The 21,234-nt window shown below is 65.1% G+C and carries 22 protein-coding genes; 11 read left to right on the forward strand and 11 right to left on the reverse strand.

Translation table 11 applies throughout. The annotated features are described in order from the left end of the window. Positions 1 to 77 precede the first annotated feature (77 nt). Both BMY30_RS12135 and BMY30_RS12140 read left to right on the forward strand, forming a co-directional pair. On the forward strand, positions 78 to 989 hold the full coding sequence (locus BMY30_RS12135; protein WP_170840133.1) for an AraC family transcriptional regulator: 912 nt from the start codon (positions 78 to 80) through the stop codon (positions 987 to 989). A 76-nt stretch (positions 990 to 1,065) separates the two neighbouring features. Then, positions 1,066 to 1,458 carry a cupin domain-containing protein gene (locus BMY30_RS12140; RefSeq protein ID WP_170840134.1) on the forward strand — a complete coding sequence of 131 codons (393 nt, stop codon included), beginning with the start codon at positions 1,066 to 1,068 and terminating at the stop codon, positions 1,456 to 1,458. A 109-nt stretch (positions 1,459 to 1,567) separates the two neighbouring features. On the opposite strand, the gene BMY30_RS12145 is transcribed toward BMY30_RS12140, so the two are convergent. The 6 genes from BMY30_RS12145 to BMY30_RS12170 form a co-directional block, all read right to left on the reverse strand. Next, the gene (locus BMY30_RS12145) at positions 1,568 to 2,236 is read right to left on the reverse strand and encodes an amino acid ABC transporter permease (protein ID WP_089714039.1); all 669 of its coding nucleotides are present in this window, start codon (positions 2,234 to 2,236) and stop codon (positions 1,568 to 1,570) included. A 3-nt stretch (positions 2,237 to 2,239) separates the two neighbouring features. After that, a complete protein-coding gene (locus BMY30_RS12150) occupies positions 2,240 to 2,980 on the reverse strand; it encodes an amino acid ABC transporter ATP-binding protein (RefSeq protein WP_089714041.1) in 741 nt (246 codons plus the stop codon). Between the two features lie 19 nt (positions 2,981 to 2,999). Beyond that, entirely contained in the window at positions 3,000 to 3,668 is a 669-nt protein-coding gene (locus tag BMY30_RS12155; protein WP_089714043.1) for an amino acid ABC transporter permease, read from the reverse strand. Positions 3,669 to 3,730: 62 nt separating this feature from the next. After that, positions 3,731 to 4,588 carry an ABC transporter substrate-binding protein gene (locus BMY30_RS12160; RefSeq protein ID WP_089714046.1) on the reverse strand — a complete coding sequence of 286 codons (858 nt, stop codon included), beginning with the start codon at positions 4,586 to 4,588 and terminating at the stop codon, positions 3,731 to 3,733. 291 nt (positions 4,589 to 4,879) lie between these two features. Further along, a complete protein-coding gene (locus BMY30_RS12165) occupies positions 4,880 to 6,364 on the reverse strand; it encodes a protein adenylyltransferase SelO (RefSeq protein ID WP_089714048.1) in 1,485 nt (494 codons plus the stop codon). Positions 6,365 to 6,461: 97 nt separating this feature from the next. Beyond that, positions 6,462 to 7,334, reverse strand: coding sequence for a LysR substrate-binding domain-containing protein (locus BMY30_RS12170; protein ID WP_089714101.1), 873 nt, complete (start codon positions 7,332 to 7,334; stop codon positions 6,462 to 6,464). 107 nt (positions 7,335 to 7,441) lie between these two features. Between BMY30_RS12170 and BMY30_RS12175 the strand changes: the two genes are divergently transcribed. Further along, positions 7,442 to 8,329, forward strand: a complete 888-nt coding sequence (locus BMY30_RS12175; RefSeq protein WP_089714104.1) for a DMT family transporter — start codon at positions 7,442 to 7,444, stop codon at positions 8,327 to 8,329. An 81-nt stretch (positions 8,330 to 8,410) separates the two neighbouring features. Here the strand turns inward: BMY30_RS12175 and BMY30_RS12180 are convergent, their stop codons facing one another. Further along, on the reverse strand, positions 8,411 to 9,082 hold the full coding sequence (locus tag BMY30_RS12180; RefSeq protein WP_089714051.1) for a GntR family transcriptional regulator: 672 nt from the start codon (positions 9,080 to 9,082) through the stop codon (positions 8,411 to 8,413). Between the two features lie 164 nt (positions 9,083 to 9,246). Between BMY30_RS12180 and dctP the strand changes: the two genes are divergently transcribed. The 6 genes from dctP to BMY30_RS12210 all read left to right on the forward strand — a co-directional run bounded on the left by dctP (position 9,247) and on the right by BMY30_RS12210 (position 15,822). Next, the gene (gene dctP / locus BMY30_RS12185) at positions 9,247 to 10,248 is read left to right on the forward strand and encodes a TRAP transporter substrate-binding protein DctP (RefSeq protein WP_089714053.1); all 1,002 of its coding nucleotides are present in this window, start codon (positions 9,247 to 9,249) and stop codon (positions 10,246 to 10,248) included. Positions 10,249 to 10,324: 76 nt separating this feature from the next. Then, entirely contained in the window at positions 10,325 to 10,843 is a 519-nt protein-coding gene (locus BMY30_RS12190; RefSeq protein ID WP_089714056.1) for a TRAP transporter small permease subunit, read from the forward strand. A gap of 2 nt (positions 10,844 to 10,845) precedes the next feature. Further along, positions 10,846 to 12,180 carry a TRAP transporter large permease gene (locus BMY30_RS12195; RefSeq protein WP_089714058.1) on the forward strand — a complete coding sequence of 445 codons (1,335 nt, stop codon included), beginning with the start codon at positions 10,846 to 10,848 and terminating at the stop codon, positions 12,178 to 12,180. Between the two features lie 13 nt (positions 12,181 to 12,193). Next, entirely contained in the window at positions 12,194 to 13,561 is a 1,368-nt protein-coding gene (locus tag BMY30_RS12200) for a malonyl-CoA decarboxylase (protein WP_089714061.1), read from the forward strand. Continuing rightward, complete coding sequence (locus tag BMY30_RS12205) at positions 13,558 to 15,075, forward strand: malonate--CoA ligase (protein ID WP_089714064.1); 1,518 nt, start codon at positions 13,558 to 13,560, stop codon at positions 15,073 to 15,075. Before BMY30_RS12200 ends, BMY30_RS12205 begins: the two co-directional genes overlap by 4 nt. 12 nt (positions 15,076 to 15,087) lie before the next feature. Further along, positions 15,088 to 15,822: a haloacid dehalogenase type II gene (locus BMY30_RS12210; protein ID WP_089714066.1), complete on the forward strand. Its 735-nt coding sequence runs from the start codon at positions 15,088 to 15,090 to the stop codon at positions 15,820 to 15,822. Between the two features lie 9 nt (positions 15,823 to 15,831). Here the strand turns inward: BMY30_RS12210 and BMY30_RS12215 are convergent, their stop codons facing one another. The 3 genes from BMY30_RS12215 to BMY30_RS12225 form a co-directional block, all read right to left on the reverse strand. Beyond that, complete coding sequence (locus BMY30_RS12215) at positions 15,832 to 16,482, reverse strand: flavin reductase family protein (RefSeq protein WP_089714070.1); 651 nt, start codon at positions 16,480 to 16,482, stop codon at positions 15,832 to 15,834. Between the two features lie 81 nt (positions 16,483 to 16,563). Beyond that, on the reverse strand, positions 16,564 to 17,019 hold the full coding sequence (locus BMY30_RS12220; protein ID WP_089714073.1) for a hypothetical protein: 456 nt from the start codon (positions 17,017 to 17,019) through the stop codon (positions 16,564 to 16,566). 97 nt (positions 17,020 to 17,116) lie between these two features. Further along, on the reverse strand, positions 17,117 to 18,457 hold the full coding sequence (locus tag BMY30_RS12225) for a DUF2252 domain-containing protein (RefSeq protein ID WP_089714075.1): 1,341 nt from the start codon (positions 18,455 to 18,457) through the stop codon (positions 17,117 to 17,119). A 566-nt stretch (positions 18,458 to 19,023) separates the two neighbouring features. Here BMY30_RS12225 and BMY30_RS12230 point away from each other — a divergent pair. Together BMY30_RS12230 and BMY30_RS12235 are read left to right on the forward strand one after the other, a co-directional pair. After that, the gene (locus BMY30_RS12230) at positions 19,024 to 20,421 is read left to right on the forward strand and encodes a DNA-3-methyladenine glycosylase 2 family protein (RefSeq protein ID WP_089714077.1); all 1,398 of its coding nucleotides are present in this window, start codon (positions 19,024 to 19,026) and stop codon (positions 20,419 to 20,421) included. Continuing rightward, a complete protein-coding gene (locus tag BMY30_RS12235) occupies positions 20,414 to 20,905 on the forward strand; it encodes a methylated-DNA--[protein]-cysteine S-methyltransferase (protein WP_089714079.1) in 492 nt (163 codons plus the stop codon). The genes BMY30_RS12230 and BMY30_RS12235 overlap by 8 nt, the downstream gene beginning before the upstream one ends. A 19-nt stretch (positions 20,906 to 20,924) precedes the next feature. On the opposite strand, the gene BMY30_RS12240 is transcribed toward BMY30_RS12235, so the two are convergent. After that, a complete protein-coding gene (locus BMY30_RS12240; RefSeq protein WP_089714081.1) occupies positions 20,925 to 21,194 on the reverse strand; it encodes a hypothetical protein in 270 nt (89 codons plus the stop codon). Positions 21,195 to 21,234: the final 40 nt, after the last annotated feature.

Genomic DNA, 21,234 nt, shown 5'->3' on the forward strand with positions numbered 1-21,234 from the left:
ACGACAACTATTTACAAGGAACCGCGTCATCCGGACACCTTCAGCCTGCGAGCCTCCGTGTGCGAGGAGATTCGAACATGGCCCATGCCACAGGAGAACCATTATCCCCGGCCCCAAGAGAGGCCGGGTGGCAGTGCCACCGGTATTATCCCGGAGTCCGCCTGAACGAGGGTATCGGCCGGCTCCAGGCATTCGCTGTGCACCTGGCCAGTCCCGTCCAGCTTCTGGAACCTCCACGCGGCCATGTCGCACTGGTTATCGGCTTCGGCAATCCCATCCGCATCACTCCCTTGACCACACCGGATACGGAAGGCACCTATGACTCCTTCGTGGTCGGTCCAGACCATCCGCCCCTGATCATCAGGTATGGCGGAGAACGCACTTGCTTCGAGATTCTCCTCTCCCCTTGCGCCGCCTATGAGCTGTTCGGGGGTGGGACCCAAGGGCTCGATGGGCGAGTGATACCACTCGACGCAATTCTCGGCGACACAGCGAATCGGCTTACCGAACAGCTCATTGTGGCTGCCTCCTGGGGACAACGGTTCGCCTTGCTGGAGAAAACGTTGGCCAGGTACCTGGACCGGCAACCCTGGCAGGTGCGTACAGAAATCCACTGGGCCTGGCACTGCCTGGAGCAGGCCGGGGGCGCCATGCCGGTCTCAGCCCTCGTCAGCGCCCTGGGCTGGAGCCACCGCCACTTCGTGCGCGCCTTCCAGCACTACACCGGCATGACGCCCAAGGTATCCGCTCGTTACCTGCGGCTCGCCCAAGCGCTTGCTTGCCTCGACCAATCGCCGGAAGAGGCACTGGCGGAAGTGGCACTGGAGTGTCACTACTGCGACCAGAGCCACCTGACCCGGGAGTTCCAAGCCCTAGCGGGTTGTACGCCAGCAACCTACCGTCAACAGTGCCTTGGACACTTCCTGCCCGCACCCCCTCCTGCGGCAAGGTCAGATTTTTTCAAGACGCCGCCCGCGCCTTCAGCCTAGGCTTGCTGCACCGCTGAAGGGCTCGATGCCCTGCATGGCGGCAAGAGGTGATCCCGTCTGAATGGAGGTAGACACCATGAACCAGACACTGATGACCCTAGGTGGCGCAACAGCACTCGTTGTCGCCAGCGCCCTGACCCCGGCCCAGGCGGACACAACGTCAATCCTGAAGACGACGTTCGAGGACCTGGAGGGCATGGAAGCGAACATCGTCCGCTTCGACGTAGATAAAGATTGGGTAACCGATCGCCATATCCACCCTGGCCACGTCTTCGTCTACGTAACCGAGGGTAGTATCGAGATCGACGTCGAGGGACAGGAAGCCAGGACCGTTTCCGCCGGCGAGGCCTTTCAGGAGCCACCCGACAGACCAATGGTGGCGCGCACCCTGAGCTCTGACGGTGCGAGCTTCATCGTCTTCCAGATCGGGCCGGAAGGCGAACCACTGATGGTCGCCCAGCCGGAGTGAATCAAGCTTCACCGAGGAAAGTGGCCAGGGGCATTCCCGAGACATGATGCCCCCGGCCACTACTCTGCCTGGCCAAAAAGATTACTCAGGTGTCCGTGACGCTGAAGCATCACTGGCTGGTCACCCCAGGCACATAAGTGCGCCGCTCGAGAAGGCCAAGTAAGCTCGCCACCGTGGAAGTAAGCACCAGATAGATCAGACCTGCCCAGAGGAAGACCAGGAAGAAATCAAGGGTGCGTGAGCCAATGTCATAGGCGATGGAGGTAATCTCCACTACGCCGATGGTGTAGGCGATGGAGGTGAACTTGAGTTCAATGATCGCTTCATTCGACCATTGCGGAATCACCCGGCGTAGCGCCTGGGGCACCATGATGTGCCGAATCGCCTGCCACTGGGTCATGCCGCAGGCCCTCGCCGCCACGAGTTGGCCCTTCGGTACCGACAACACCGAGCCACGGAAGTACTCAGCCTGATAAGCCGCGCTGTTGAGGGTGATGGCGATCACCGCGGCAGTGAAGGCGTCGAATACGATACCCACATGGGGCAGGCCCAGGTAGATGAAGAACATTTGTACCAGCATCGGCGTACCACGAAAGAGTTCCACGTAGACGGTGCTGAACCAGTAGAAGAGCCTATTGCCGTAGACCCTGGCCCAGCAAAGCAAAAGCCCGAGGAAAAATCCCAGGGTGATGGCGATCACCCAAAGCGCCAACGCTACCGGCACGCCCTTGAGAAGCTCGGGAAGCCACTCGATGCCGAAATAGATGAATTCCAGCATGGCTCACCCGTGCTCCGCGATGACATTGAGGAAGGCCCGAGTCCGCTCGTGCGTGGACTCGGTAAACATGGCTTCTGGTGGCCCTTGCTCGACGATGTGGCCCTTCTCGATAAAGATAATCTCGTCGGCAGCCTGGCGAGCGAAGCTCATCTCGTGGGTTACCACCACCATGGTCATACCCTCGACGGCCAGTTGCTGCATCACCCTCACCACCTCACCGGTCAATTCCGGATCCAGGGCCGAGGTAGGCTCATCGAACAGCAGGACGTCCGGGTCCATTGCCAACGCCCTTGCGATGGAGACGCGCTGCTGCTGGCCGCCGGAAAGCTCGGCCGGATAAGAGTCGGCCTTGTCGCCCAGGCCAACCCGCTCCAGTTCACGATGCGCCCGCTGGGTAGCGGTCTCCTTGTCCGCTCCGTTGACCTTAATCTGGCAGATGCGCACGTTATCGAGCACCGTCAGGTGAGAGAAAAGGTTGAAGTCCTGGAAGACGAAGCCCATACGCGCACGCATGGCATCGATGTTGGTATTCAGCACTTCCTCACCGTTGAGGTAGATGCGCCCCGCATCCGGCACAGTGAGGTAATTGATACAGCGCAACAAGGTACTCTTGCCCGAGCCGGAGGGGCCGATCAGCACCTTGGTCTCACCCTTTCTCAGACTGAAGCCAATACCCTTGAGAACCTCCAGGCCGTCATAGGCCTTCTTCACATTCTGTACGTCCAGAATCAGGTCGTCGGCCATTATCGGCGTTCCTCTTGCGTCATTTCTCGAACCCCGGCACAGCCAGCTTGCGTTCAAGGGAATACAGCAGGCTATTGCCTGTCCGATTGAGAATGAAATACAGCAGCGCCACCACGGCAAATACCGTCAACACGTTGCCCTGGGTGCTGGTGATGATGTAATGAGCCTGACGGGTCAGCTCGACCACCCCGATGACATAGGCTAGGGAGGTCTCCTTGATTTCCGAGGAGAACTCGTTGGTCCAGGGGCCGATAGCATGCCGAGCCGCCTGGGGAAAGAGGATATGGCGGATTGCCTTGACCTTGGACATGCCCATGGCCCGGGCAGCCATCATCTGGCCGGTTGGTACCGACTGAAAGGCGCTACGGAATATCTGGGACTGGTAGGCCGCCGAGCGTAACCCCATGGCCAGTATCGCGGCACCGAAGGCCGAGATATCGAAAATACCCGACATGCCATAGAAGAAGATGAACAACATTATGATGATCGGCACGCCCCTGAAGACACGCTCATAGAGCGTCAGTGGCCACTGCACCAGCCGTGTCCTTGGGCCATAGAGCTGCACCAGGCAGATAGCAATTCCCAGCACGAAGCCGATCAGCAGCAGGGCGGCCAACAGCACGATGGCCACCCCAAGCCCCTTCAACAGGAAGGGAAAATCGCGTAGCAGTACGTCGTATATATCCATGCTGACTTCCCTGACATGACGGGCGCCCTGCCTTCAGGAAAGGCGCCCGACGTCATAGCGACTTATTCGTTACCCAAATCGGGAAGGCCGGCTACCGGTTTCTGGTAGGTATCGACGAAATTCGGCATGTGCCCCGGAATCGCAGGGATGGTCACACCCGGGATGTATCCATTGACAATATCCCCCCATTCACCGGATTCATAGATGGCCAGGATTCCCTGATTCAGGTCGCCGAGAATCTCCTGGGGGTCATCCTTGGATACCGCCAGCGCCAGCGGTGCACGTATGAAGATCTTGCCCGCCATCTTCACTGGCTTGCCAGCGTTGATGTACTCTTGGGCGGAGGTGTCGTCGACGATCACGGAAGAGATACGACCGATCGCCATGTCATCAACTGCGGTAACATAATTGTCGTATTTGGCCAGCTCGACATCGATATCACTGGAATTCACCACGTTCTCTTCCATCCAGGCCTGCTGGGAAGAGCCGCCCTGCACGCCCACGCGGGCCCCGCAACAAACGGCGGTAAAGACGTTGAGTTCGGAATCTTCGGGCACCAGCACGACGTCGTTGGTTTCCCACCAGGGGATAGTGAAGTCGATGTTCTCGCTACGCTCTTCGGTGACAGTGAGGCCGGTGGCAAGAATATCGATCTTCTCCGCCGCGAGTGCCGGAATCAGCGATGGGAACGGCATATCCTGGAACTCTATCTCGATGCCTCTCTCCTCGGCGATTGCCTCCATGGCATCAATGGCAATCCCCTTGAACTCTCCCCCTTCAACATAGGCCCAGGGTGGGAAGGAGGCCTCGACGCCGACTGTGTAAGGATCCTGTGCAGAGGCGGACGACGCCATTCCGCTGCCGATAACCATGGTCCCCATCAGGGCGGCAGGCAGAAGCGATGCTTTTATTCCTTTCATGATCGTCTCACTTGTTGGTGGATTTTGTTATTTCACCAACTACATATGAGTACGTCGTTTCACAACTGTCAAATCAAAGGGGGAATCCACTCCACGGCTCCTATGCAGGGAACCCGTGTGGCCATGCCCACGAAGACGTGACCCCTCGAGCTCCTGGCACAGTGACATGCCGAACGGCTGATCGAATACCTGCAACGGATGGCGTTACAGATTCTTCGGAAGAGTGGAGTGCCACCAAGCCTCAGGAATCGTTTCGATTGGCGGAGGAGGCGCTTATTGCTGCAAGCCTGCTCAGGTCCCGCAGAAGGTGCGGAATACGGCCTCGGTGGGCGGTGCCGGCAGGGCATATGCCTCGCGGCCGGGCTGCTCGGTGAAGGGATCGGCCAGCACCTCACGCAGCGTCTCGAAGTACGTGAAGTCCCCCTCGGCGGCAGCGGCCAGGGCCTCCTCGACCTTGTGGTTACGGGGAATATACAGAGGGTTGACCGTGCGTATTTGCTCGGCGATCGCCTTCCTGTCGACGTCCTCCCGAACCAGCCGCTCGCGCCAGCGGGGCAGCCATTCCTCGATGCCTTCCCGAACCTCGAACAGCTCGAGCAGCGCGGGGGCATCCTCATCGACCGCCTCGCTCAGGCGGCGGAAGGCCAGCGTGAAGTCGGCACGACCGGCCTGCATGGCCTCAAGGAAGGCCTCGACCAACACACGGTCGCCCTCCTCCTCCTTCTCCAGCCCGAGCTTCTCGCGCATCACCGCCAGCCACTCGGCCTCGTACTGCCCCTCGAAGGCCTCGATCACCGCGGTGGCACGTTCCACCCCGCGCTCCTGGTCATCATCGATCAGCGGTAACAGGGTCTCGGCGAAACGCGCCAGATTCCATCGGGCGATCCACGGCTGGTTGCGATAGGCATAGCGGCCACCCTCGTCGATGGAGCTGAACACCGTGGCCGGGTCATAGGCCTCCATGAAGGCGCAGGGGCCATAATCGATGGTCTCGCCGGCGATACTGCAGTTGTCGGTGTTCATCACCCCATGGATGAAGCCCAGGCCCATCCACTTCGCCACCAGTGCCGCCTGGCGAGCCTGTGCCGCTTCCACCAGGGCCAGGTAGCGCTCGCTTTCCTGTCTGTCGGCAAGCTCGGGCCCCAGAAGATGTGGATAGTGACGCTCGATGGCCAGGTCGGCCAGGGTACGCACGGCATCAAGGTCTTCGCGCGCGGCGAAGTACTGGAAGGTGCCCACTCGCAGGTGGCTGGCGGCAACGCGGGTCAGCACGGCACCGTGTTCCGGCACTCGCCGGAACACGCGTTCGCCGGTGGTCACCGCGGCCAGGGCCCGAGTGGTGGGCACACCCAGGATAAACATCGCTTCGCTGACCAGGTATTCGCGCAATACCGGGCCCAGGGGGGCACGGCCATCGGCGCCGCGCGAGAAGGGCGTGCAGCCGGCACCCTTGAGCTGGATATCGCGCAGCCGGCCCTCGCGGTCGGTCACCTCGCCGAGCAGCACCGCCCGGCCGTCGCCCAGGCGGGGGTTGAAGTGGCCGAACTGGTGGCCGGCATAGGCCTGCGCCAGCGGCTCGGCGCCTTCCGGCACGGTATTGCCCGCGAACCACTCGGCGGCCTGGCGCTCGTCGAAGACGGCCAGATCGAAGCCCAACTGCTCGGCCAGCGGCCGATTGAAGGCCACCAGCCGCGGCGCCTTCACCGCCACAGGATCGAAGCGCAGGTAGAAACGCTCGGGCAGGCGGGCGTAGCGAAGGGTGAACTCGGGAAACATGGCGACTCCGATCGGCGGCCGAGGCCCGGCCTGGGATGAATACCCGAGTATAACGCTCAGGTTTGCAGCTTTCGACCTGTCGCCGTCCTGGCCTGCCTCAGGCCAAGGGGCCTGCCGGAGAAAGTTGCTCGCGAATCAGCTCGGCCAGGCGCCGGGCCGGCTCGGTGGGCCGCCGGGCGGCACGGTGCAGGGCCAGCTCCACGGAAGGCAGCGGCGGCAGGCCGCTCGTTTCGTCCAGGGCGCGCAGTTGAGGCGTCAGCATGCTGCGGGTCACCACCACGATGGCCAGCCCCGCCTGCACCACCGGGCCCAGCCCGACCATGGATTGGCTCATGTAGGCCACCCGCCAGTCGCGACCGGCGGCGGCCAGCGCCTCCTCGGCGACCTCGCGGAAGAGGTCGGCACCGGGTGAGTAGAGCCCCAGGGGAAGCGGGTCGGACAGCGCAGGCTGGTACTGCAACCCGACCGCCCAGGCCAGCGGCTCGCGACGGATCATCTCGCCTCCCGGAGAGTTTCGCTGGCGGGTGACCAGCGCCAGGTCCAGCTCGTCGGCGCGCACCCGCTCAAGCAGGTGAGCACTGGTGCCGCAGGTCACCTGCAGGCGAACCTCGGGGTAAAGCTGGTGGAACCAGGAGAACACCGAGGTGAGCAAGCTGGCGTAGTCCTCGGGAATCCCCAGGTTCAGCTCACCGGTGACGCGCCGCGCCCGCATGTCGGCCAAGGCCTCGTCATTGAGCGCCAGCAGCCGCCGAGCATGGCCCAGCAGGCGATCCCCTTCGGCGGTGAAGCGCAGGCGGCGGCCCTCCCGCTCGTGCAGGGAAATGCCCAGCGCCCCCTCCAGCCGCTGCAGCTGCATGCTGACGGTGGACTGAGTATAGGCAAGGCGCCGCGCAGCACCGGTGACGCTGCCCGTGTCGGCGACGGCCACCAGGGTACGCAGCAGGACGAGATCCAGGGTCGGGGCGCGCATCGATACATCACCAATCTTGATGAACAGAATCAACAATGATCGTTATCGTGATGTTTGTGAACCCCCTAGGATGGCCTCGTCACCCACAGAGCAAGAAGGTCATCACCATGTACAGCCAGACATCCGGACTCACACGCTTCTCCTGGCATGGCGCCGGCGCCGCCGGGCTGGCGGTGGTGCTCTGGGCGCTGGTACCTCTGCTGGTGAGTGCCGCCGGGGAACTGCCGCCGCTGCGCCTCTCGGCCCTGGCGCTGCTGGCCGGAGCCCTGGGCACCCTGCCCATGGCCCGCGGCCGCAAGCGCCGCGAGGGGTCGCTCTCGAAGGGCCATGGCGTGGTGGTCCACCTCGGCGTTCCGCTGCTGATGGCCGGGGCGGTGGGGGCCAGCTTCGCCAGCCTTTCCTTGGCGCCAGCCGCCGAGGCGGCACTGATCATCTACTCCTGGCCGGTGCTTTTCCTGCTGGCCAGCCGCTGGCTGGTACTGCGCCACATCCCGCGCACCACGGTGATTGGAGCCTTGCTGGCGTTCTCGGGTGCCGCCCTGCTGGTCGCGCCCCAGGCCCTGGCGAGCGGCTTTTCAGGCGCCTGGAGCGGCTACCTGCTGGCGCTGGTGGCGGCGCTTTGCTGGGCGCTCTATTCGCTGGCCTGCCAGGTGCCGAGCTATCGGCTCGGCGAGCGCATGCCACACCTGCTGCTGATTGCCAGCGTGATGACCGGCGTCGCCAGCCTGGCCCTGGAGGGAGTGAGCGAACTGCCCTCGCCATCGGCACTGCTGGCTACTGCGGCCCTGGGCCTGGGCCCCTACGGCATCGCCATGCTCGCCTGGGATCGTGCGATGCGCGACCCGCAGGCGGGCCGGGTCGGCAACCTGGCCCACGCCGTGCCGGTCCTCGCTACACTTTTCCTGGTGCTGGCCGGTGTCACGGCGCCGGACTGGCGGCTACCGGTGGCGGCAGTGCTGGTGCTCGCCGGCAGCATGACCGCCTCCCACCGATAGCAGCACGCGTTGCGCGTCACTCAAGGAAGGGACGTCCCGGCAGTCCTGTCACGGGCCACGCCAGACGCCTGACCGGCCCCGTCAGACGGCGCCGAGCCGGGTCCCGAAACGGCGCACGCTGGAAACGAAGTCGCTGAAGCGCTCACCCTGGATCAGCACGTGCTCACGCAACAGGCATTCCGCCCCCTCTGCGTCGCCGCGCTCGATGGCTGCGAGGATCTCGCGGTGCTCGGCCAGGGAGCGGCTCATGCGCTTGCGGACCTGCAGTTGCAGGCGGCGATAGGGCTTGAGGCGTTGCTTGAGCTGGCGCGCTTCCTCGGCAAGGAAGCCATTGTGGCTGGCCGCGTAGATGGCGTGATGGAAGCCCTCGTTCTCGTAGTAGTACTCGTCGGTGTCGCCGGCCCTTGCGGCGGCTTCGCAGCGCACCATGGCCTCACGTAGGGCGACAAGCTCCTCCTCGGTGTTGCGCCGTGCGGCGAGCCGTCCGCACATGCCCTCCAGCTCCGCCATCACCTCGAACATCTCGATCAACTGGTCGAGGCCCACCCGGGCGACGAAGGTGCCCTTCTTGGGCGTCACCGTGACCAGGCCGCTGGCCACTAGCTGCTGGATGGCCTCGCGCACCGGCGTGCGCGAGACCTCGAAATCCTGGCACAGGGCCTCGGGGTCGAGACGCTCGCCGGGCGCCCGGCGGCCATTGATGATGTCGTCCTCCAGGGCATCCCGGAGCCGCTGGGCGTTGGACCGTTTCATGCGTTTTCCCCCTCCTTCCCTGCACCGATTCGGTGCCGAATACGGCAGGGCTTCCACCTTTGTCTAGCCCGTCCGAATTGACACTAGTATAGCTAGAGGTCTATTGAAGTATACATCAGCATTGCTGATGAACATTTCACAACAACAACGTCCCTGGAGATGCCATGAAATCCTCACTCACCCCCATTGTGGCGGGCCTGGCCCTGGCCGCCATCGCCGCAAGTTCCACCGCCTCCGCCCAGACCGTTCTGCGCGCCTCCCACCAGTTCCCCGGAGGACAGGGAGACGTGCGCGACGAGATGGTGCAGATGATGGCCGACAAGGTCGCAGAGGCTGACGTCGGTCTGGAAATCCAGGTCTATCCCGGCCAGTCGCTGTTCAAGGCCGACGAGCAGTGGGGGGCCATGGTTCGCGGACGCCTGGACATCACCGCCCTACCGCTGGATTACGCCAGCGGTCGCCATCCCGAGTTCTCCGCCACCCTGATGCCCGGCCTGGTTCGCAACCACGAGCACGCCCAGCGCCTCAACGACTCCGAATTCATGGGCATGATCAAGGAAGTCATCCGGGAAGGCGGTGCCCGGGTACTGGCCGATGCCTGGCTCTCGGGCGCCTTTGCGTCCAGCCTGAACTGCATCACCTCGCCGGACACCGTGGAAGGACAGAACTTCCGCGCCGCCGGTCCTGCCTTCGAGCAGATGCTGGAGGCCGCAGGCGCCTCGATCGCCTCCATGCCTTCCTCGGAGATCTATACCGCCATGCAGACCGGCGTTCTGGATGCCGCCAATACGTCCTCCATGTCCTTCGTCTCCTACCGCCTCTACGAGCAGGTGGACTGCCTGACCGCGCCGGGCGAGCACGCCCTGTGGTTCATGTACGAGCCGATCCTGATCTCCGAGCAGGTCTGGCAGGATCTCGACGAGGCGCAGCAGGAGGCTCTGATGTCGGCCAGCCAGGAGGCCGAGGCGTTCTTCGCCGCCGAAGCCGCCAACCTCGACCAGCAGATGGTCGAGGTGTTCGAGGAGAACGGCGTCGAGGTGGTCAACATGAGCAAGGAGGACTACGACGCCTGGCTGGAAATCGCCAAGCAGAGCTCCTACAAGAACTTCGCCGATAGTGTCGAGAACGGCCAGGCACTGATCGACGCCGCCCTCGCGGTGGAATGACACCAACGCGCCGATCCAATCGGACCCGACCGGCCGCCCCTGCGAGGGCGGCCATCCCGTCATATCGGAGGGCCTAATGGAACACTCCCGCGCTGACGCCACGACGCCCGGCGGGCTCGTCGGCGGCTATATACGCCTGATGGACAGGCTCTCTCGCGCTACCGCCTATCTCGCCGCGGTGCTGTTCGTCGCCGGGGTAGTCGTTGTATGCCAGATGGTGTTCGTGCGCTATATCCTCGGCATGAGCACCAGCTGGCAGACCGAATTCACGGTCTTTTCCGTGACCGCCGCGATGCTGATGGGCAGTCCCTACGTCCTGATGACTGGCGGCCATGTCGCCGTCACCGTGCTGCCCGACGCTCTCTCGGGACTGCCGCGGAAGCTGATGCGCCTGGCGGCCTCCCTGGTGGGTCTGGGTTTCTGTGCCGCCCTGGCCTATGCCTCCTGGGTGTATGTCGCCGAGGCCTGGCACGGCGAATGGACCACCGGCTCCGTATGGAATCCGCCCCTGTGGCCGGCCCTGCTGCCCATGGCCGTCGGCATCACCTTGCTGACGCTGCAGTACGTCGCTGAAATCCTGCGCGGGGAGGAGTGATCATGGATCCCGTCACTGCCGGCATTCTCGTCGCCATCGGCCTGATCGTGCTGATGGCCATCGGCACGCCAATCGCCTTCGCCCTGGGCGCCATTTCCCTGATCGCCCTGGTCGCCGACCGCGGCATGGTGGAGCTGACCTATTTCGGCGAGACCTTCTTCGATCGCATTGCCGAGTTCGGCTTCGTCGCTATCCCCATGTTCATCATGATGGGTGCCGCGGTAGCCTCCTCGCCCACCGGACGCGACCTCTATCGTTCGCTGGATCTCTGGCTCGGCAAGCTGCCAGGTGGCCTGGCGATCTCCAACATCGGTGCTTGCACGATCTTCTCTGCCCTCTCGGGCTCATCACCCGCCACCTGTGCCGCCATCGGCAAGATGGGCATCCCCGAGATGCGCAAGCGCGGCTATCCGGATGGCGTGGCCGCCGGTTGCATCGCCGCGGGCGGCACCCTGGGCATCCTGATCCCGCCCTCGGTGACCATGATCATCTATGGCATCTCCACCGAGACCTCGATCGGACGCCTGTTCATCGCCGGCGTGGTGCCCGGCTTCATGCTCGCCGCACTCTTCATGATCTGGACCCTGATCGCCTGCAAGCTGGCCGGTGGCTACGACAACCCCATGGCCATCAACAGCGAGAAGGTCAAGCAGACGATCCGCCAGAACGTCGACGCCAACCTCAAGGCACTGGTCAGGGTGCTGCCCTTCCTGGGCGTGGTGCTCGGCATCCTCTTCGCCCTCTACGGCGGCGTGGCGACACCCTCGGAGGCCGCCGGTGTCGGCGCCTTCATGTGCCTGTTGCTCGCCATCCTCATCTACCGCATGTGGCAGGTGAGGCCCATCAAGCTGATCATGCGCGATTCGCTGCGCGAGAGCGTGATGATCATGCTGATCATCGCCGCCGCCGAGGTCTTCGCCTATGCGCTGTCGTCGCTGTTCATCACCCAGACGGTAGCCGGCGCCATCGCCGATCTCGAGGTCAACCGCTGGGTGCTGATGGGGGTGATCAACGTCTTCCTGCTGGTCGCCGGATTCTTCCTGCCGCCGGTAGCGGTGATCGTGATGACGGCGCCGATCCTGCTGCCGATCATCCTGTCGGCCAATTTCGATCCCTACTGGTTCGCGGTGATCCTGACCATCAACCTCGAGATCGGCCTGATCACGCCACCAGTGGGCCTCAACCTCTTCATCATCAACAGCATCGCACCGGACATCTCCCTGCGTAACGTGCTGATGGGCAGCCTGCCCTACGCGCTGTGCATGGTCCTGGGGATCCTGCTGCTCTGCCTGTTCCCGGGGCTGGCCCTGTGGCTGCCCGACCTGCTGATGGGCTGAAGGAGTCACCACCATGAACATGACCTTCCTGCAGGAGATGTTCCAGTCGATCACCCATCGCGACGCCCTGCTGCGCAGCCGCCAGGGCGACGGGACGCCGCCGGATCACCGCCGCCTGCTGGATGCCTGCCAGCGCCTCCTGGCGAGCGACGGCGAGGCCTCGAGCATTGCCCTGGCCAGCCGTGCCCTGGGCATGTATCAGCGCCTGGAGCCTGAAGAGCGTCTGCGCTTCTTCGAGCGGCTGGCCAGCGACTTCGCCGCCGAGCCGACGGAGATCGACGCAGCCTACGCGCGCTATGCCGAGCAGCGTGACAACGACAGCCTGGAGGTGCTGTTCGAGGCCTGCGAGCCGCGCCGACAGGAGTTGATCCGCCGTCTCAACCTGACCAGCGGTGGCACCGTCGAGCTGGTACAGATGCGCGTGGACCTGCTAGGCCTGCTGCGCGAGCATCCCGAGCTCTCGGCCATCGATGCCGACTTCGCCCACTTGTTCGGCTCCTGGTTCAACCGCGGCTTCCTGATGCTCAAGCGCATCGACTGGGACACCCCGGCCTCGATACTCGAGAAGATCATCCGCTACGAGGCGGTGCACGAGATCCGTGACTGGAACGACCTGCGCCGTCGCCTCGATGCCCGGGACCGGCGCTGCTTCGCCTTCTTCCACCCGGCGATCGGCAATGACCCGCTGATCTTCGTGGAGGTGGCCCTGCACAGGGGGCTGCCCGACCAGATCCAGCCCATCCTGTCTGGGGAGAGTGTCGGCAAGGATAGCGGCGTGGAGGAGCCCGAGGAGGCGGACACCGCGGCCTTCTTCGGTATCAGCAACTGCCAGGCCGGCCTTCGCGGCATCTCCTTCGGCAACTTCCTGATCAAGCAGGTCGTCCAGGAGCTCAAGCAGGAGCTGCCCCAGCTCAAGCACTTCGTCACCCTCTCGCCGGTGCCCGGCTTCAGCCAGTGGCTGGCCGAACAGCGTGAGGATGAAGCCCTGCCCGAAGCGGTGCGAGAGACCTTGGACGAGATGCAGGCGCCCGACTGGCACGAGGACCCCGAGCGGGCCAAGCGACTCAAGGCGGTGGTCAAGCCGCTAGCCGCCCGCTACCTGGTCGACGAGAAGAATGCCCGTGGACTGCCCCTCAACCCGGTGGCCCGCTTCCACCTGGGCAACGGCGCCGAGCTGCATCGCATCAACTGGCTGGGCGACGTCTCGGCCAAAGGCCTCAAGCAGGGCGCCGGCCTGATGGTCAACTATCTCTATGTGCTCGACGACATCGAGCGCAACCACGAAAATTACACCGCCAACGCCACCGTGGCCCGGTCGAGTGGAGTCAAGGACCTCGTCCGCAAGGCCAGGAAGCTGGCCAAGGGAGAAACCGCCAAATGAACCAGAACCTCTTCGCCACTTTCGCTCGGCGTATGCGCGAGCGCGGCGACGCCGACTTCATCACCACCCGCCAGGGCCGCGGCTATCGTTACGCCGAGGCCTTGGCCACCACCGCGCGACTGGCCGGCGCCCTGATCGAGCTTGGCGTGACGCCGGGCGACCGGGTGGCGGTGCAGGTCGAGAAGAGCCCCGAGGCGATCCTGCTCTACCTGGCCACCCTGCGCGTGGGCGGGGTCTACCTGCCGCTCAACACCGGCTACACCGGGGAGGAGATCCACTACTTCCTCGCCGATGCCGAGCCGGCGCTGTTCGTCTGCCGGCCCGGGGATGCCGAGAACGCACGCAGTATCGCCGCCGACACCGGCTGCCCGAAGGTCGCCACCCTAGGCACGGCGGCCGATGGCAGCCTGATGGAAGCGGCCGACAAGGCCACGCCCCGCGAGGACATCGTCCAACGCGACGACAACGACCTGGCGGCGATCCTCTACACCTCGGGCACCACCGGGCGCTCCAAGGGCGCCATGCTCACCCACCGCAACCTCGGTTCCAACGCTGCCACCCTGGCCGAGATCTGGCGCTTCAGCGAGGAGGATCGGCTGATCCACGCCCTGCCGATCTTCCACACCCACGGCCTCTTCGTGGCCTGCAACGTCACCCTGATGGCCGGCGCCAGCATGCTGTTCCTGCCGAAGTTCGACGCCGATGTGATCTTCGATGAGATGCCGCGCGGTACGGTGCTGATGGGCGTGCCGACCTTCTACACCCGGCTGGTGGCCGACGAGCGCCTGACCCCGGAAGTCACCGCCAACATGCGTCTGTTCGTCTCGGGCTCGGCGCCGCTGACCGCCGAGACCCACAGGGCGTTCGAGCAGAAGACCGGCCATGCCATCCTCGAGCGCTACGGCATGACCGAGACCAACATGAACCTCTCCAACCCCTACGACGGCGAGCGCCGCGCCGGTACCGTGGGCATGCCGCTGCCCGGCGTGGAGTATCGCATCACCGACCGCGAGACCCATGAGTCGGTGCCGAAGGGCGAGATCGGCATGCTGGAGATCCGCGGGCCCAACGTCTTCGTCGGCTACTGGCGGATGCCCGAGAAGACCCGTGAGGAGCTCCTCGAGGACGGCTTCTTCGTCACCGGCGATCTGGCGGTGGTCGATGAACGCGGCTACGTGCACATCGTCGGCCGCGACAAGGACCTGGTGATCTCCGGTGGCTACAACGTCTATCCGAAGGAGGTCGAGCAGGTGATCGACGAGCTGGAGGGCGTCCACGAGTCCGCGGTAATCGGCCTGCCCCACGCCGACCTGGGCGAGGGCGTGACCGCGGTCGTGGTGCCCGAGCCCGGGGCAAACCTGGACGAGGCGCGGGTGCTCGACCACCTGCAGGGCCAGCTGGCCAAGTACAAGCAGCCCAAGCGGGTCTTCTTCACCGATAGCCTGCCACGCAACACCATGGGCAAGGTGCAGAAGAACCAGCTGCGCGAGCTGTACCAGGATACCTATCGCTGAGGGGCATCCGTCATGCCGCAACGGCCTGCCGGCCTGGCCGACGTCCAGGCCCTGACCTTCGATGTCTTCGGTACCGTGGTGGACTGGCGCAGCAGCGTCATCAGCGAGGGCGAGGCGATGGGCGAGCGCCTGGGCCTGACGGTGGACTGGGCGGCCTTCGCCGATGCCTGGCGCGGCGACTATGCACCCGCCATGGACCGGGTCCGCCACGGCGAGCTGCCCTGGACGCGCCTGGATGACCTGCACCGCATGACCCTCGACCGCCTGCTCGAGGCATTCGGCATCGCCAACGCCCTCGACGAGGCAGAGCGGCAGACCTTCAACCGTGTCTGGCACCGCCTGGATCCCTGGCCGGACAGCGTGACCGGCCTAGCCCGGCTGCGCGAGCGCTACGTGCTGGCCACTCTCTCCAACGGCAACATCTCGCTGCTGGTGAACATGGCGAAGCGGGCCGGCCTGCCCTGGGACTGCGTGCTCTCGGCGGAGCTCGCCGGCCACTACAAGCGCGACCCCGAGGTCTACCGCATGGCCGCCCGCCTGCTCGACCAGCCTCCCGAGCGGATCATGCTGGTCGCCGCCCACCAGGACGATCTCCAGGCCGCCCACCGCGAGGGCTTCCGCACCGCCTTCGTCAGACGCCCCCTGGAGCATGGCCCCGACGCCACGCCCGACCTGTCCGTCGATCCCCGCTTCGATCTGGTGGCCGACGACTTCCATGAGTTGGCCGACCGGCTCAATCTCTCCTAGGAGCGGCCTTCAGCCACCGCGCGCCTGGCGGCTCATAGCGCTGCCCGAGGCTGGGCGCACCACCTCGAAGAGATCGGTGGTGCGGGCATAGTCATTGCCGGCCATGCGCCCAATGGGCCTGAGCCCCTCGATGCTCACGTGGCGGCCGTCCCAGAGGGCGTCGTCAATATGGATCGATACCACCTCGGCCAGCACCAGGTTGCCGGCCAGGGGCTGGTCGCCGAAGCGGACGATCTCGCGAAGCCGGCAGCCGAAGGCCACCGGCGCCGAGGCCACCCGCGGCACCGAGACACCCGGCATGGCGACCTTCTCCAGGCCCGCATGGGCAAATTCGTCCTCGCCGCGCGCCAGCCCCGCGCTGGTGGCGTTCATCTCCTCGACCAGTCCCTCGCCGCTGATGTGCACCACGCACTCCGCCACCTCGTCGAGGTTACGGATAGTATCCTTGGGGTTGGCGTCGCCATCGAGCAGCGGCGAGAAGCCAAGCACTGGCGGGTTGACGCTCACCACGTTGAAGAATGAGAAAGGCGCCAGGTTGGTATTGCCCGCTGCGTCACGGGTCGAGACCCAGGCGATGGGCCGGGGGCAGATGCTTCCCGAGAGCAGGCGATAGATCTTGCCCGGGCTGAGCCCGGGCTCCTCCAGCAGGTAGTCGCTCATGATGTGGACTCGCTTAATGGATCGAGTCCGAAAGTGTCCCCCCGGGGGGCGCGCTTGTCCAAGGGGGGAGAAGCGACGTGACTATTCTTCGAAGCTGGTGCAGACGGGCGCCTGCACGGACGGGTCGTGGGCCACCTCGAGGCTGACCGGCTCGGTGATGTCCGTGAGAGCAACCCGCCACTGGTGATCCACGTTCACCGGGTCGCAGCTACCCTCGCTGCCGCCGCCGAAATTGGAGTCGATCCAGTAGTGAACGTCGTAGAGCTTGCCCTCCTCCAGCACGCCGGGGAAGGTGAAGGAGAAAGCCGGCGGCTCGTTCGACCCCACCTGGCCCTCTTCGGTGGCCACGACCTCCCCGGCCACCACGTCGAACACCGCCACCTGGATGGCCTGGCCGCCGTGCGGCCCGAAGAAGGTGCCATCGCCGGCGAAGGTGAGGTCATGGCCTTCATTGGCCAGGGCGGGGGCAGCCGCAAGCAGCAAGGTGACGGCGATGGAGCACGAGGAGCCCTTGGCGGTAGAGATAAAGCGTGTCATGAGATGCCTCCTTTCGGGTCTTCCGGATATGGGCAGGGCCTGGTTGGCCTGCTTTCAAGCGTAGTTCACATGGCCAGAACCGTGGCGGGCAGCGCTCTCAATCGCTCGTGGCATGGACTCGTTGTTCCGAGCCAGCGTCATTCCATGCCTGGAAGGTGCAATAGTCCTGGTGTACGCAGTCGGCGTAGCCTAGCGCCAGGGTGGTCACCATCTCCACGCAAAGGTCGAGTCGCTCCTCGACACAGGTACCGACCGCGCGGGCGAAGCGACCGGGGTCTTCGGGGCTCAGGGCATGGGCACCGCGCAGGTGTTCCCGGGCCAGGATGCGTCCCCACTGCTTGACCAGCTTGCGATAGGGCTTGGCGCCATCGAGCTTGTGGGTCGGGAAGTCTTCCTTGTAGGGCGAGCGCTCGCGCACCGAAAACACCATGTCCCCGAGGTGCAGCCAGCCCAGGTAGCGGTCGGGGTGCTCGGCGATGGCCGTGAAGGCGGCCGCATGTCGCATCCCCTCGTGGGGAAAGGCGCGACGCCAGGCACGCTTCTCGGCGCCGTCCATCAGCCGCCAGCCCTCCGGCGGGGCCTGCTGCTTGACGTCGAGGATGACGTCATCGTGCTCGTGTTCCTGCCCGCCCTCGATCAGCACATAGTAGCGCTCCAGGCCCAGCGAGCCGGTGCCGGCATCGAGCCGCCGGGCCATGTCCTTGACACGGAAATGATCGGCCTCCGCCTCGGCCGGTGCGACGCTCAGGGTCTGGCGGTACTCCTCCTCGACGGCCTTGCGCAGCTGGCTGGCCAGGTGCGCCGGCAGGGCCGCCAACTTGTCGGGGCGCTCGGCGAAGCGACGGCCGTCATCCGTCACTTGGGTCCACTTGTCCAGCATCTTCCTCCGGCTCTTCTTCTTGGCCACCTTCTTCATGAAGGGCTCGAGCGGCCCCTTGGCGGTCGCCAGGGTCACCGCACCGGGCACCTCGCCCTCCACGTGGTGGGCCAACTCATCATGGTAGCTGGTGACCAGCGCCTTGAGCGCCTTGCGAATCCCCTTGCCCGAGAGCTCCGTATTCTCCCGGGCATCCAGGACCAGGCTGATGGCCAGGCGCCACAGGTCATACTGGTAGTCGCTGATGATGGCGTCGTCGAAATCGTCCATGCCATAGCGCACGGCATCATCGTGATGGCCGTAAGCGCCGAAGTTGTAAGCGTGAGCATCGCCCTGCAACCAGGTCTGGGTCTCCGGCAAACCGCCGAACAGCGCGAAGCGCCAGTCGTGCCAGACGTCCCGCCAGTAGAGATGGTTGGTGCCGCGAAAGAAGCGATAGGGCGACTCGGCGAGCTTGGCGTACTTTGCCGCCCGGTCCTGGTCGGAGAGCGGGACATTGGCCGCAGCGATCTCGTCGAGTACCTGGCGGGCACGATTGTGGCGGGTCAGCGGTTGGGACATGCCGAAATTCCATCCGTTAGCGGGAGCAAGGGCCAGTCAAGCAGGCCCCCAGAAAAGTGGCAAGGACGCAAGGCAGCCCGGGGAGCCAACGATCCACCTCGGTCCTTTTACGGTAATTGGAAGCAATTCCCTCCCCGTATCGAGACAGGTTGGACATTTTTTTCACCAGGACATTAAGAAATTGTCTCACGGGGCGAGTCTTCTTTCTCCCATCCGAGAACCCGCCCTGTCGGTCAGTATCGCCAGGTGCAGCGTTACCAGCATCACCTCTTGGCGCACGACACTTTAGCCAGCTCCCCCTTATCCAGCGTTTCCAGTACCGAGAAGTGATGTGTCTTCTTCACACTGATCACGTCCACCTCTCCCAGATGCGTCTTACATCGCCGAGCAAGTTCCCGGGCCTGCCAATAACCACCGTGAAGGAACACCATCAGCGACACGCCCGGACGCCGGGCCGGCGGCTGAGGACGGTCCGGGCCTGCGCCCCTCAAGGTCCGATTCCGGCTAGTCGTCGCTGCCCCAGGCGATACACTGGAAGCCCGGAACTCATCTTGAGGAGCACCGCCATGGTGGACACCGCCCAGTGCCGCCAGGCCCGCCTGGCCCGGGATGCCCGCTTCGACGGCCGCTTCTTCGTCGGTGTGACCACCACCGGCATCTATTGCCGGCCGGTGTGCCCGGCGACGCCTCCCCATGAGCGCAACGTGCGCTACTTCGACAGTGCCTTGGCCGCGGCGGAGGCCGGCTTTCGCCCCTGCCTGCGCTGCCGGCCGGACAGCGCCCCGGACTCGCCGGCCTGGCGCGGTACCCACACGACACTGGAGCGTGCCCTGCGGCTGATCGACGATGGCGCTCTGCAGGAGGCGACGTTGACGGCGCTCTGCGACCGGCTGGGCATCGGCGAGCGCTACCTGCGCCGGCTCTTCCAGCAACGCATCGGCGTCTCGCCCAAGGCCTACGCCCAACACCGCCAGTGCCTGTTCGCTAAGCTGCTGCTGCACCAGACGACGCTGCCGGTCACCGACATCGCCTACGCCAGCGGCTTTCGTAGCCTGCGCCGCTTCAACGACGCGTTTCGCACTCGCATCGGCCTGGCGCCCCGGGACCTGCGCCGTCGGGCCGGGGTTGCCGGCGAGGGCCTGACGCTGCAGCTGGCCTATCGCCCACCCTATGCCTGGGGACCGCTACGCGACTTTCATGCCAGCCGCGCCATCGAGGGTCTGGAATGGGTCGGCGAGCGGCACTACGGCCGCTGCATCCGCTGGCAGGCGGCGACGGGTCGCTTCACTGCCGAGCACGACTCGGATCGTCAAGCCTTTCGGGTCCGCCTCGAGCTCGATGACCTGCGCGCGCTGGCCCCGGTGGTGCGACGCATCCGCCGCCTGCTCGACCTGGACGCCGACACCGCCACCATCGAGGCTCATCTGGGCCGCGCCCTGCCCGGCCTCGCATTGATCGAGGGACTGCGCCTGCCCGGCGTCTGGTCGCCGTTCGAGGCCGGCGTGCGGGCCATCCTCGGCCAGCAGGTCGCGATCGGCGCCGCCCGCCGGCTGGTCAGCCGCCTGGTGGCGGAACTCGGCGAGCCGGCCGGCGACGGATACCGCTGCTTCCCCACGTCCGCCGCCATCGCCAGTAGCGACCTGATCTTCCTCGCCATGCCCGGGTCGCGCCGCGAGACCCTGCGCCGCTTCGCGGCCTGGTACGCTGGCGGGGAAGCGAGCGACGACCCGGCCGCCTGGACAGTACTCAAGGGCATCGGCCCCTGGACAGCTGACTATGCGGCCCTGCGCGGCACCGGCCACCCCGATATCTGGCTGGCCGGCGATGCCGGCCTACGCCGGGCGCTGCCCCGGCTCGACGGCGCCGATCCAGCGCGTGCCTCCCCTTGGCGCAGCTACCTGACCCTGCAACTCTGGTCTCAAGAACGCCCATCGCAAGAACCAAGGAGCCAAGCCGATGAGTGATGACGCCCTGGACTATTATCAGCCACCGGAGACCGAGGCCCTGGGCCTGATCCGCCTGCGGGTCGCGACTACCGGCCTCACCGAGATCGCCTTTGTCATGGAGGCCGACGAGACGGCCCGCCCCAATGCGCTCACCGAGCGTGCCCGCAACCAGCTGGCCGAGTACTTCGCCGGCACGCGCCAGGCCTTCGACCTGCCGCTGGCGCCAGAGGGCACCGATTTCCAGCAGCGCGTCTGGCAGGCGCTGGCCACCATCCCGTTCGGCGAGACACGTTGCTACGCCGAGATCGCCGAGCAACTGCGTTGCAAGGGCGGCCAGCGCGCCGTGGGAGCCGCCAACGGCAAGAACCCGCTGGCCATCGTGGTGCCCTGCCATCGGGTGATCGGCAGCGACGGTCGGCTCACCGGTTATTCAGGCGGGATCGGCCGCAAACAGTGGCTGCTGGCCCATGAGGCCGGCGAGGTGCCCTTTGCACTGGAATAGCTCTGGGCTAACGACTGGGCTACCGACACAGCGGCGTCTCCATCACCGAAATCTGTTCGAAGGGGGCCGGCAAGGGACTGCGACTCGACAGCGGCAGGCTGATGGTGCCCAGCGCCGCCCGGGCACCGCCGTACTGGTCCTTGCAGGGACCGAAGGGAGTCGCCGCGAGGGTAATGGCGCTGTCGTCGCGGGACAGGGTCAGCGAATAGATCCGTTCGGCTGCATAGAAGGGTGCCCCCAGGGCTATCGCAGTTAGATAAGTAGTCGTCCATAGACACGCTGCCCGCATCGTAGGCACTCTTGCCGGTATCCGCTATGTGCCGGTATCA

This window comes from Halomonas daqiaonensis, assembly GCF_900109725.1.
GTDB lineage: Bacteria > Pseudomonadota > Gammaproteobacteria > Pseudomonadales > Halomonadaceae > Halomonas > Halomonas daqiaonensis.